At 42.7% G+C, this 12606-nt stretch carries 15 protein-coding genes and 2 pseudogenes; 2 read left to right on the top strand and 15 right to left on the bottom strand.

The annotated features are described in order from the left end of the window. Positions 1-58 precede the first annotated feature (58 nt). The 4 genes from DXA60_RS18725 to DXA60_RS18720 are packed head-to-tail and all read right to left on the bottom strand — an operon-like array spanning position 59 to position 784. Entirely contained in the window at positions 59-235 is a 177-nt protein-coding gene (locus DXA60_RS18725; protein WP_022111727.1) for a hypothetical protein, read from the bottom strand. Position 236: 1 nt separating this feature from the next. Beyond that, positions 237-437: a hypothetical protein gene (locus tag DXA60_RS16435; RefSeq protein WP_147345402.1), complete on the bottom strand. Its 201-nt coding sequence runs from the start codon at positions 435-437 to the stop codon at positions 237-239. 31 nt (positions 438-468) lie between these two features. Further along, positions 469-618 carry a hypothetical protein gene (locus DXA60_RS18910; RefSeq protein WP_015560084.1) on the bottom strand — a complete coding sequence of 50 codons (150 nt, stop codon included), beginning with the start codon at positions 616-618 and terminating at the stop codon, positions 469-471. 13 nt (positions 619-631) lie between these two features. Next, entirely contained in the window at positions 632-784 is a 153-nt protein-coding gene (locus DXA60_RS18720) for a hypothetical protein (RefSeq protein ID WP_015560083.1), read from the bottom strand. A 190-nt stretch (positions 785-974) separates the two neighbouring features. Here DXA60_RS18720 and DXA60_RS16430 point away from each other — a divergent pair, with 190 nt between their 5' ends. Further along, positions 975-1454, top strand: coding sequence for a helix-turn-helix domain-containing protein (locus DXA60_RS16430; protein WP_015560082.1), 480 nt, complete (start codon positions 975-977; stop codon positions 1452-1454). 326 nt (positions 1455-1780) lie between these two features. Beyond that, entirely contained in the window at positions 1781-3154 is a 1374-nt protein-coding gene (locus tag DXA60_RS16425; protein WP_015560081.1) for a recombinase family protein, read from the top strand. A 14-nt stretch (positions 3155-3168) separates the two neighbouring features. Here DXA60_RS16425 and DXA60_RS16420 read toward each other — a convergent pair. From DXA60_RS16420 to DXA60_RS16370, 11 genes and pseudogenes are all read right to left on the bottom strand, one after another. Beyond that, a pseudogene (locus tag DXA60_RS16420) lies at positions 3169-3678 on the bottom strand (ABC transporter ATP-binding protein); the annotation flags it as partial. Positions 3679-3746: 68 nt separating this feature from the next. Beyond that, positions 3747-3890 carry a hypothetical protein gene (locus tag DXA60_RS18715; RefSeq protein WP_158570894.1) on the bottom strand — a complete coding sequence of 48 codons (144 nt, stop codon included), beginning with the start codon at positions 3888-3890 and terminating at the stop codon, positions 3747-3749. A 305-nt stretch (positions 3891-4195) separates the two neighbouring features. Next, on the bottom strand, positions 4196-4429 hold the full coding sequence (locus tag DXA60_RS16415) for a hypothetical protein (RefSeq protein ID WP_117922392.1): 234 nt from the start codon (positions 4427-4429) through the stop codon (positions 4196-4198). Positions 4430-4580: 151 nt separating this feature from the next. Beyond that, positions 4581-5006: a Fe-S cluster assembly sulfur transfer protein SufU gene (gene sufU, locus DXA60_RS16410; protein ID WP_117922391.1), complete on the bottom strand. Its 426-nt coding sequence runs from the start codon at positions 5004-5006 to the stop codon at positions 4581-4583. Further along, positions 4996-6207 (bottom strand): aminotransferase class V-fold PLP-dependent enzyme, encoded by a 1212-nt coding sequence (locus tag DXA60_RS16405; protein ID WP_117922390.1) that lies wholly within the window; start codon positions 6205-6207, stop codon positions 4996-4998. Before DXA60_RS16405 ends, sufU begins: the two co-directional genes overlap by 11 nt. 39 nt (positions 6208-6246) lie before the next feature. Further along, the gene (locus DXA60_RS16400) at positions 6247-7320 is read right to left on the bottom strand and encodes a SufB/SufD family protein (RefSeq protein ID WP_117922389.1); all 1074 of its coding nucleotides are present in this window, start codon (positions 7318-7320) and stop codon (positions 6247-6249) included. Continuing rightward, entirely contained in the window at positions 7320-8726 is a 1407-nt protein-coding gene (gene sufB / locus DXA60_RS16395) for a Fe-S cluster assembly protein SufB (RefSeq protein ID WP_117922388.1), read from the bottom strand. The genes DXA60_RS16400 and sufB overlap by 1 nt, the downstream gene beginning before the upstream one ends. A gap of 136 nt (positions 8727-8862) precedes the next feature. Next, positions 8863-9606 carry a Fe-S cluster assembly ATPase SufC gene (gene sufC, locus DXA60_RS16390; RefSeq protein WP_186899303.1) on the bottom strand — a complete coding sequence of 248 codons (744 nt, stop codon included), beginning with the start codon at positions 9604-9606 and terminating at the stop codon, positions 8863-8865. A 228-nt stretch (positions 9607-9834) separates the two neighbouring features. Beyond that, on the bottom strand, positions 9835-11130 hold the full coding sequence (gene eno, locus DXA60_RS16385; RefSeq protein ID WP_117922386.1) for a phosphopyruvate hydratase: 1296 nt from the start codon (positions 11128-11130) through the stop codon (positions 9835-9837). 175 nt (positions 11131-11305) lie between these two features. Continuing rightward, positions 11306-11566 (bottom strand): annotated as a pseudogene (locus tag DXA60_RS16380) (ABC transporter ATP-binding protein); the annotation flags it as partial. 174 nt (positions 11567-11740) lie between these two features. Then, positions 11741-12562, bottom strand: a complete 822-nt coding sequence (locus tag DXA60_RS16370) for an alpha/beta hydrolase (RefSeq protein ID WP_117922385.1) — start codon at positions 12560-12562, stop codon at positions 11741-11743. Between the last annotated feature and the right edge of the window lie 44 nt (positions 12563-12606).

Genomic DNA, 12606 nt, shown 5'->3' with positions numbered 1-12606 from the left:
ACACGATGCTTACTGCAATAATAATAAATTCTCTCATATAAAGAAGGTCCTCTCATACCTATAAGGAACGACACAAATCAAGCAATGCAAGATTAACAATAAGTAATGCTCCTACCGCTACAACTTCTACATGTCCAATGACAGCGCTAGCTATTAAACAAAGACCTAATACTCCGATCATCAGACCAACAATCAATATTACCGTTAAGCAAACTAAACAAGCTAAACGCTTCATTTTACTCTCTCCTCTCCGACAGCCATGTGATCACAGCCGCTGTCACCACATCCTCCGGTTCCCATGAATCGGATATCTCACGTTCTGTTCCCTGGAGCTGTTCATGTTCCCATCCGGATAATTGTTTTGCCGCCCCCTGTAATTTTTCATATATAGATTCCGAAATGGAGATTGTTATCTCTCGCTTGTTGTCCCGATCCATGTTATCACCTGCTTTCTGATATCTCTCATATCTATCCGACATTTTCCAGTGCCGGATGCTGCTCTTCTTCTTTTTCAAGCGGCGTTACTCTTACAGTGACTGTCACGTTTTCCCGCTGCGATATGATCCGCGCAAGCGTTTCAAAAAAGCGCTGCGTATTAAATGTCCCCTGCACTTTCATCCACGACACCTCCTTATGCTGTCTGCGGCTGTTTACGATCCGCTCTCTGGCGTTCCTGCTGGATACCGAACATATAACCTAAAATGAACATTTTGTTATCCTCGTTCAACTTTGAAAATTCTTCTGCTGATTTTGTAATCAGTTCCTTTTTCTTATCGTCTCTCATAAAGTTCTCCTTTCATTTATGCATTTCAACACTTTTTGCAAATCATTTTCTGTCTATAAACAGATATTAGCATTTTATTTTCTGTATGTCAACACTTTTATAATTTTAATTATTTATTTTTTGTGTTGACGTACAGATTTTTATATTGTATATTAAAATCACAATACACAGAAGGGAGGTGCTTTATATAATGGAAACTTACGAGAGAATACGAGAACTTCGAAAAAAATATTTAAAATTAAGTATGGAATCGTTCGGAAATCGTCTTGGTGTCAGTCGTGATACAATTAACAACATCGAATTAAACCGCCTTAAAAAACCAGAGCAGAAACTATCCTTATACAAACTGATATGCAGTGAATTTAATGTCAGCGAAGAATGGCTACTGAATGGTACCGGCGATATGTTTACCAGTAACGAATCTGAATACAGTACTATGATCGATCAGATCATGCATGGGGAAAATGAATTTGCCAAAAACATTTTTAAAACATTTGCACTGTTCGATGTGAAAGACTGGGAAGCTTTAGAGCGGATGATTTCAAAATATAATTCCGTTACAGATCCGAAACCAGACGTTTCTTTATATGACAGCGTGCCGGATACACCGGAAGAATTGGAAAAACTGTTTCCACCAATTGAAAAAGATGTCAAACGCGGTGTTGGGTAATCCCTGAACGGGACACCCAGCAATCCCGCTTACTTATTTACAATTACAAATATTGTACCGGTAAAGTTAAGATTATAATACATGGTTTTACTGCATCTATAATAGATTGCATATATTTTGCGGTTATTGTGATATATGTATTTTATTTTCATGTCCCACGACCTTTCTTCTTGCGGAAAAGCTGGGTGTATCTTTATTATATCAACGGCATTTGTCTTGCTTCTACTGGTACGTTGGAAATGATCAAAAATTTTTCGATAAAATAATAAGACACCCCGGTTGTATCAAAATACTTCCGGGGTGCACTAAAATATGCAGGTGATCACATGAAAAAGAAAGAATTATGTCCGGCAGTGATCCGGGTCGCATTATATATCCGCGTTTCCGGAGAAGAACAGAAAATCAAAGGACTTTCACTGGAAGCCCAGCAGGAACGGTTAGAAACATATGCAAAAGAACACGGCTGGATCATCACCGGCACATATATAGATGCCGCTAAAACAGCCCGCAAAAATCTGCACAAAAGAACAGAATTCCAGCGCATGATGGAATCCGTCAAACGCAACGAAGTAGATATCCTGCTCTTTGCCAGGCTCGACCGCTGGTTCCGGTCTGTTGCAGATTATTACAAAGTTATGGAGATCTTACAGGCCCACAACTGCAACTGGAAAACAACGGATGAAGAATATGATACAACCACTGCAAACGGCCGGCTTTATATTAACGTAAAATTATCCATCGCCCAAAATGAAGCAGATATTGACGGAGAGCGAATTGATGTTGTATTCGACAGCAAAATTGCACATGGTACCGTTGTATCCGGCAGCTGTCCTTACGGCTTTCGTGTAAACAACGAAAAAAGACTGGAAATCATCCCAGACGATGCCGCTATTGTACAAGATGCATTCTGCTATTTTGAATCCTCCGTATCACAACGCGCTACGACAAAATATATCCGTGAAAAATACGGCATCAACTGGTGCTACGCTACTTTCCACCGGATGTTAACGGAAGAATTATATACCGGTGTATATAACCGCGGCGGCAGATACAATGCGAACTTCTGTCCATCCATCATCAACCGCGATCAATTCGACCGGGTACAGGCTCTTTTAAAAAAGAACGTTCACACTGCTCCATCCGGCCGCATATACCTTTTTACTTCTATTCTTGTCTGCGACGAATGCAGCCATAAATTAAACGGCTATCTTTCCCAGGGTATCGTTTATTACCGCTGTGCACAGCACATGCAGCGTGGCAGATGTATACATAATCATTCTATCCGCGAAGATTATGTGGAACAATGGTTATTCGATCACTTAAGCGAAGAATTTAACCGCGTCAAGCTCGACTGGGAAATACAGGCTGCGAAAAGAAAACGTTCTTCCTCCTCGAAAGGCAAAGCAGTCTTAAAACGAAAGTTAAATAAACTGAAGGAATTATATGTAAATGATCTGATCGACATTGAAGAGTATCGAAAAGACTATGAGATATACACCTCTGCCCTGAAGCAGATGCCAAACGACAAAGAAATGGAACAGCCGCCAAATTTTAAAGCTGTGGAACGGTTACTGCAGTCTGATTTTAAAAATTTATACAACACTTTAACCCGTGAAGAAAAAAGAACGTTGTGGAGATCCGCTATTAAGGAAATCCGGATTGACAACGATTACAATATAACGGGTATTATTTTTGAATAGTGTTGTACTATTTATATAGTACCCGTCGGTTCATCACAGAGTAAGAGCTTTGGATTTTTGGCAAGTGCACGTGCGATCGCCACGCGCTGCTGTTCTCCGCCGGAAAGCTGTGCCGGGAAATTGGACAAACGATCCTTTAATCCGACTTCCTCAAGCACTTTTGCTGCCGGAAGCGGATCTTTACAGATCTGTGCGGCTAACTCCACATTTTCAATTGCTGTCAGATTCTGTACGAGGTTGTAAAACTGAAACACAAATCCAATGTCAAAACGCCGGTAGGAAGTAAGCTGTTTTTTGTCGTAGCCTGAAATTTCCTGTCCGTCTAAAAACACCTGTCCGCTGCTTAAGGAATCCATTCCTCCTAAAATATTTAAAATAGTGGTTTTTCCGGCGCCGGATGCACCGACGATAACGCAGAATTCTCCTTTTTCGATCTCAAAGTTAACGTCGTGGAGAGCAGTGATATCAAGTTCACCGGTATGGTAGATTTTGCCCACGTTCGAAAAGGTTACAAATGATGGCATGTGATAAGTCCTCTCTTGTTGTGTATGAATTACTTCTATAAACTATAAAAAGTGTAAACCGTCAGGACTTATTTTGCAAATAAAATGTTTCTAAAAAATCCGCTGACACCATTTTCATCTGCTTCTGTTTTTTCCAGAATATTTTTCAGGTATTTATCGGCTGTTTCCCTGTCTGCAAACATTTCAAGGTTATCGCAGTTCCGCTCTGGCATACTGCTTCTGTCCCTGACGGCATATTTTTTCTTATGATTTTTCCATACTTCTCTATAAATATCTCTAATTCCTGAATCGTCATTGTGTTTTCCTCTTAGTCGCGATTAAGATTAGGAACTATGTCCTTACACTGATATATTGTCACAAAAATCATTTCGGTTCATGTTAATACGCGGAAATATAAATGCGGAAATATATCAAATGATTTTGATATATTTCCGCATAAATCTGCTGCACTTACATTAGTATTTTACCGCGCCTTCTGTCGGCTATATCTTTCTGATCTTATTTCACACACCCTGCTTCACACTGCAAATCCGGAAAACGACAATTCTGCCCCATCTGCAACCCTGCTGCAGATATTGACTGCCCTGCCCATCACACCGGAAAACTCGTCATCTTTTGTGATCACTTTCATGTACATATGATCACCGTTTACTTCCACGCTCTCCACATCCTCGATCTCTCTCATCTCACGTTCTACTTCTGCCACCTGTGCTTTTGTCAGCTTCTTTGACAAATGATAATATCTTCCCATCAGAACCTCCATTTCCTGCGCATTCTTTGCACACAATCTGTTTTGAACCGTTCCAGAACAATTGGATACGTCATTCATAACTTTTGTTAGTTGTTTCTAATTGTTTATATTATACCCCTGTCAGAAGAAGATGGCGCACGAATAAGTGAGATTATTTATCATTTAACATTTCTTCCATCGTGTGCCAGCCAAGCACCGCACATTTTACACGGGCAGGCATATGAGAGATATCCTGAAGCGAGGATGCCTCCTCAAGTCTGTCAATTTCCTCCGGTGTCGCTTCATCATGAATCATTTTTAAAAAAATATCCGAAAGTTCCAGTGCCTCCTCTTTTGTTCTTCCGATGATAAGATCAAGCATCATGTCCGCAGAAGCCTGTGAAACAGCACACCCGCTTCCGGCAAATGCGCCATCCGTTATTTTTCCATCTTCCACCTTAAGCTGAAGTACAATATCATCTCCACAGCTTGGATTCACACCTTCTAACGCCAGGTTTGCATCCTTTAAAACCTGTTTATGCAATGGGTGTAAATTATGCTCTGTCAGTATCGTATTATAAAAACTTCTACTCTCCATATCCCATCCTCCTTCGAACGCTGGCAAGACAGTCTAAGAAACGTTCGATATCTTTTTCGTCATTATAAAATGCCAGACTGACACGCGCGGAAGACATCACACCGAGATGTTTTAACAACGGCTGTGCGCAGTGGTGTCCTGCACGAACTGCAATCTGACTGTCATCTAAAATAGAAGCAATATCGTGCGGATGTACACCATCTATCACAAAACTTAAAATACCACCATGTTCCTCCGGTTTGCTGCTTCCTAAGATATGCACATACGGAATCTGATCCATGCCATCAAATAACATTTTTGTCAGCTTTTCTTCCCGCTTTTGAATCGTATCCATTCCGATGTCATTCATATAATCAATAGCTGCCGCAAGTCCGGCGGCTCCTGCCCCATTGACCGTTCCAGCTTCAAATTTATGTGGCAGTTCAGCGTAAACTGCCCCAGTTCTTGTCACCGTCTCGATCATCTCTCCACCAGTTAAAAATGGCGGCATTTCCTCTAACAGTGCTTCTTTCCCGTAAAGCACACCGATTCCCATCGGCGCCATCATTTTATGACCGGAAAATGCAAGAAAGTCAGCGTCCATCGCCGTGACATCCACATTTTCATGCAAAACTGCCTGTGCGGCATCCACTAACACCACACCGCCTTTTTCATGCACCATTTTTATGATTTTTTCCACCGGATTTCGTCTGCCAAGGACATTTGAGACCAGTCCTATCGCTGCAAACTTTGTTTTTTCACCGATGGCATTTGAAATTGCCTCATCTGTAAGGCTTCCGTCCTGTTCACAATCCAGATAAACAAGTTTTGCACCTGTCTTTTCCGCCACCATCTGCCATGGAAGCAGATTGCTGTGATGTTCCATAATTGTGACAAGGATCTCATCCCCCGATTTTAAATTGGAAAGTCCATAGCTGTATGCCACAAGATTGATACTCTCCGTCGTATTTCTGGTAAAAATGATCTCCCGTTCACTTTTTGCATGAATAAAATCACGCACCTTTTCCCTTGCAGACTCATACTGTTCTGTCGCTGCAAGACCAAGCGAATAAAGTCCCCGCAGGGGATTTGCATTGTATTTTTCATAAAATTCCTGCTCTGCCAAAAGTACCTTCGCCGGCCGCTGTGCGGTTGCCGCATTGTCTAAATATACCAGCTGATTGTCTCTTAGCAGTGGAAAATCTTTTTTATAATCAGGCATCTTTATCATCCTCCATCCATATTCGGATGCTGTTTGCGATCATTGTGCATCCAGCATCATCTGGATTTCTTTTTGTATCTCCTCTGACGGGATTTTTGCACAGAGTGCGTCAACCCTTGCACGCACCACAAGACGTTTTGCCTCTTCGCTGTCGAACCCTCTGCTTGCTAAATAAAAGAGCATCTGCTCATCAAGTCTTCCGATCGTCGCGCCGTGGCTTCCTTCCACATCTTCTTCCCCACAGAGAATCAATGGTATTGTCTGATTTTCGACACCCTCATCGATCAAAAGCACCTCCTCGCTCTCCGCACCTTTCGCACCGGCACATCCTGTGATAAAATCAATCGTTCCGCGGAACAGTTTTTTCGCATTTCCTTTTAAAATGCCGTTTGCATCCATCTGGCTTTCTGTCTTTTTCCCAATATGTCTTGCCACATAGTTCATGTCATAACGGTCATTCCCATCCGCAAGATATCCAATGTCTGCCCGAAATGTACTGTGTGCACCGGCAAGTTCAATCTGACATCCCGCATACAGATCTTTTGCACCAAGCTGCATCTGAAGCAGTGCCACCGATGTATCTTTTTCGCATGCACCGCCGATATCAAGTAGGGCACATGCATTTTTACCTAAAAGCTGTGCGGCATATATTTTTACTTTTGCTCCCTCTTTCGCATCAACCAGTAACTGGTGTATCACTGTCCCACTGCTATTTTTATCAGAGGAAAATATAAAAATAACTTCTATTTCGCTGTCTTTTTCAGCTATAATCTGCATGCGGTTAAAGTAATTTTTTTCTGCATCATACTGATATGAAATAACAACCGGACTTTTTATCTGTACATTTTCTTCGATCCGAAGTGTATCTGCCATATCCTGACTGCCCAGTTCTGATATCTGCGCTCCCATTCCGGTTTTGATTCCTTTTTTTATTTCCCTTTTTTCAAAACTTACACCCTCCGGCAGCTTTCCGTTACTATTATCCGAAGTCTCCACCCCAACTTGCGGTATGCATGGGATGGCATCTGTAACTGCCGTAACCTGTGATTCATTCATCTTAAGCCAGTTCCATGTCTTTGCCGGAAGCTCGTTTATAATCCATTCTTTTTCCATCAGCCTATGCTCCCTTCCATCTCAAGCTGGATCAGATTGTTCATTTCCAGTGCATATTCCAGTGGCAGTTCTTTCGATACATCATCCGCAAATCCGCTGACGATCATTGAGCGTGCCTCCTGCTCACTGATGCCGCGTGACATCAGATAAAAAACTGCGTCATCACTGATCCTGCCGATTTTTGCTTCATGCCCGACATCCGCCATAGCGGTTTTGATATCCATTGCCGGGATTGTATCTGATCTTGAAATACCATCCAGCATAAGAGATTCACAGGATACTGCCGCCTTACTGTTTTTCGCTTCTTTTCCAATGACTACGGAACTGCGGAATGTACTGATTCCTCCATCTTTTGAGATTGATTTTGTATTGATGTAGGAAGAAGTATCCGGCGCGTTCTGCACTACTTTTGCACCGGTATCAAGGTTCTGCCCTTTACCGGCAAACGTGATGCCGGTAAATTCCATGTGTGCACCTTTTCCATTTAAAATACTCATCGGGTACAGATACGATGTATGGGAACCAAAAGAACCGGACACCCACTCGATCGTTCCGCCCTCCTCGACTAACGCACGTTTTGTATTCAGATTGTACATATTTTTTGACCAGTTTTCGATCGTAGAATAGCGCAGCTTTGCATTTTTATGGACAAATAATTCCACACATCCGGCATGCAGGTTTGCCACATTATAACGCGGTGCAGAACACCCTTCGATAAAATGCAGATATGCCCCCTCATCCACAATGATAAGCGTATGTTCAAACTGTCCTGCTCCCGGTGCATTCAGTCTGAAATACGACTGCAATGGGAAATCTAAGGACACTCCGGGTGGCACATAGACAAACGATCCTCCAGACCAGACGGCTCCGTGCAGTGCCGCAAATTTGTGGTCATTCGGTTTGACCAGTTTCATAAAATGTCTGCGGATCATGTCGGCATATTCGCCCTTCATCGCACTCTCAATGTCACTGTATACAACTCCCTGTGCTTCCACTTCCGCTTTCACATGATGGTAGACCATCTCAGAATCATACTGCGCTCCGACACCTGCCAATGATTTCCGCTCCGCTTCCGGTATTCCAAGTCGTTCAAACGTATCTTTGATCTCTCCCGGCACTTCCGACCATTTTCCCCGCATCTGTGTTTTCGGCCGCACATAAGTCTCAATGTGATCCATATCAAGTCCGTCGATCGGTGGTCCCCAGTCCGGGATTTTCATCTGTCTGTAAATCTGAAGTGATTTCATCCGGAACTCACGCATCCACACCGGATCATCTTTTTCATCTGAAATTTTACGCACGATCCCTTCCGTCAATCCCGCTTCCATATGGTATGCATCTTTATCATCATTCCGGATATCATAAATCGTGCGGTCGATATCCGCTACATAAGTTTTTTCTTTCATGATCATCCTCATTTCTATCACGGTTTATTTTTTGCACTGTTTTCTGCTCTATTGCAGCTTACTTTTCACACTGTTTTCAGGTTATATCGCAGCTTATTTTTCACACTATCTTTATTCCTGCTGACCATAATTTATTTTACGCCAGATAGTCTTTATATCCTTCGCGGTTGATCTTGTCCACCAGGCTTCCATCCCCGGTCGCAACAATCTGCCCATCCACCATGATATGTGTATAATCCACGTGCAGATGCTCTAAGATCCTGGTGCTGTGTGTGATGATCAATAGTCCTTTGTCATTATTTTTCCGGTATTCCTCAATGCCTGCCGAAACGAGACGTACCGCATCCACATCCAGTCCGGAATCTGTTTCGTCCAAAATTGCAAGTTCTGGTTTTAACAGCATCATCTGTAAAATCTCCGTTTTCTTTTTCTCTCCACCAGAAAATCCAACGTTTAATGCACGGCTTTTATAGGACTCATCCATCTGCAAAATCTTCATTGCAGCATCCACTTCTTTCATAAATGTCCAGATCCGCACTTTATCTCCCCGCCGTTTGCGCACTGCATTATTTAAAAAGGAATCCAGTGCCAGTCCCGGTACTTCGAGTGGCTCCTGAAATGACAGGAAAATTCCGTCCTGCGCTCTCTTATCCGCCGGTTCCTCTGTGATATCTTTTCCGAGGAATTCAATGATTCCCCCTTTAACTTGATATTTCGGATTGCCCATCAGCACATAGCCAAGTGTCGATTTTCCGGCTCCATTCGGTCCCATCAGCACATGCGTCTCACCACGTTTTATCTCCAGATTGACATGGTGCAGCAGTTCTTTGTCCTCCACACCCACAGTCAGATCTTTTATCTTTAACATTGATCTATCCATCAATCATACCCCTTTCTTTCACATTTTTATTTCCTAGTATTTTAGTAGGATATTGTAAAAATATTATACCGCTATTTATTTTTGAATACAAGCGATTGCAGGGGTTGTAATTGAGAGTGTTTTTCAATAAGAGAATTGGAATAAAAAGAACGCCAAAAGCCATCCCTGACCTTTCGCGTCCTTTCCATGATACAGAGGAGAAAATAAATTATAATATGAATAAATTTCTTATTTTACATTAAATGCACCCATTCCCGGATACACTGCTGCACTTCCAAGTTCCTCCTCAATGCGGAGAAGCTGGTTGTATTTTGCAACACGCTCCGTTCTGCTCGGTGCACCGGTCTTGATCTGACAGGTATTTAATGCCACAGCAAGATCTGCGATCGTGGTGTCTTCCGTCTCACCGGAACGGTGGGAAGAAATTGCCGTATAACCTGCTTTATGAGCCATCTTGATTGCCTCTAAAGTCTCGGATACGGAACCGATCTGATTTAACTTGATCAGAATGGCATTGCCACAGCCATTGTCGATACCTTTTTTCAGGCGCTCTGTATTGGTTACAAATAAATCGTCTCCGACAAGCTGTACCTTACCGCCAAGTTCTTTGGTCAGAAGTTTCCAGCCATCCCAGTCTTCCTCGTCAAGTGCATCCTCGATGGAAATGATCGGGTATTTTTCAACCAGTTTCTTCCAGTGCTCGATCAGTTCTGCAGAAGTAAATTCGGTGCCCGCCTTTGGCAGTTTATAAAATCCTTTTCCTTTCTCGCTCTTCCACTCGGAGGAAGCTGCATCCATTGCAATTCTGAAATCTCTGCCCGGCTCGTATCCTGCATTTTTCACAGCATCTAATATGTACTCGATTGCCTCTTCATCAGATGCAAGATCCGGTGCAAAACCACCTTCATCACCGACAGAAGTTGCAAGTCCTTTGCTCTTTAACAATGTAGCAAGTGCGTGGAACACTTCCGCACACCAGCGGAGCGCCTCCTTAAAACTCGGTGCACCGACCGGCATGATCATGAACTCCTGCACGTCTACCGTGTTTGCTGCATGTGCACCACCATTTAAAATATTCATCATAGGAACTGGCAGACGGTTGCCTGAAATGCCGCCTAAGAAACGGTAAAGCGGAATATCAAGTGAGATGGAAGCTGCACGTGCCGCTGCAATCGACACTGCTAAGATCGCATTTGCTCCCAGTTTTGATTTATCCTTTGTTCCGTCAGCTGCAATCATCGCTGCATCCACTGCATAAATGTCGCTGGCATCCATTCCAACGATCGTATCGTTAATAATGGTATTAATATTTTCTACTGCTTTGGTAACACCTTTGCCAAGATATCTCGACTTATCGCCGTCGCGAAGCTCTAATGCTTCAAATTCTCCGGTCGATGCACCGCTTGGTGCCATTCCCCTTCCAATGGTACCGTCCACCAAATATACTTCAGCTTCCACGGTAGGATTACCTCTGGAGTCTAAAATCTCTCTTCCGATTACTTTTTCAATCTCTAAATAATTCATTCCCGCTGTCTCCTTTTTCTTCGTTTGCAGACAACCTCTGCGGAATCAAAAAGGTAGCAACTTTCCGATTCCGGAGTCTGCATGATTTACACTATTGTTAGTTATGTCTAACTATTGTTCAGTATAACGAACGTATTTTTAAATTGCAATATGAAAAAGTGAGATGTTTTCTCATTTATTTTTCCAGACGCCATCCTTCTGCACGCTCCCTGATTTTTACGAAATCCTGGTACTTTCCTTTTCTTGCCACAAGTTCTTCATGCGTTCCGCACTCAGCAATGCTTCCGTCATCCACCACTAAAATCTGGTCTGCCTGCTCGATCGTTGCCAGACGATGTGCAATGATAATAATTGTTTTCCCTTTTGTCAGTTCCGTGATCGCAGACTGTATCAAATGTTCATTTTCCGGATCAAGGCTTGCGGTCGCTTCATCTAAGCAGTGTACTCAAGGCGTCCTTCCCGGCAGTGATCGATGCAAAATAATGACCGGTCAGGCTGATACTCGGAGTCATAATATGCCATATGAAAGTCATTGTACGAAAGAATCACACCGGGAAATACCTCATACATGGTGAGTGTTCCCTCTCCCGTACAACTTTTTCCCGTCCCATCAGTTTTTCTCAACTTTAAATCTGTCTGCACTGTCTCCCGTTTTTCTGCCACAAATCTCTGCGATCACTTTTACCCACTCATCCGGGTAAACTGCAAGCAGCTCTTCGTGCTGTAGATCTAACTCATGCAGGATCGGTCTTGCAAAATGCTTTGTATAACGTACACGGTATTTTTCGCCCATTTTAAGGGCATATAAAATATGCATCTGAGTCCCGGCCGGATCAATCTGATCCGGCAGCGGCGTGATCAGATCAGAGTAAAACTGGTTTTCAACAGTCTTTTTTGTAACGCGGCTCATATCGACATCCGGAGTCTTTATCATATCCATAAATGCCCTGATATAACCATTTTCTTCCGCCATCATCCTGTCCATTTTCTTTTTCATGAAAGGAATTTTTATCTCTCCTTTCGTGATAAACGGATAAAAAACCGGCATCATCAATTTCGTCATCAGCTTTGCCCAGAGTTTTCCGGACTGGTCTAAATCAGAACCGCCTAAAATACCATAATCCATATGGATGTTTCCGCGTGCTGCGAGCAGTCCGACAAAGGAACCACCCAGCGAACAGCCATACGCAGCACAGATATGTCCGTCAAATTCTTTCTTTATGTACTGCTCTATCTTTTCTGTTTCCTCTGTCATCGTTGGAAACTCTGTCTGCTCCGTCTCATCAAATCCATCATAGGAAACACATGCCACCTGAAAATATTCTTCTAACGGCTCTATCACTTTTCCAAAATTTCCTTTCCAGTGACAACAGGTTCCCGGGAAAAGGAAAATAACCGGTTTTTCTTTCTCTCCAAAACAATATACTTTCATAGAATTCTACCTTCTTTAAAATGCTTTTCATATGTTAGTTATTT

Origin of the sequence: Roseburia sp. OF03-24 (genome assembly GCF_003463035.1) — a bacterium.
Lineage (GTDB): Bacteria > Bacillota > Clostridia > Lachnospirales > Lachnospiraceae > Roseburia > Roseburia rectibacter.
The sequence above is the reverse complement of the archived record's forward strand: the minus strand, read 5'-3'. Positions and strand labels throughout refer to the sequence as shown.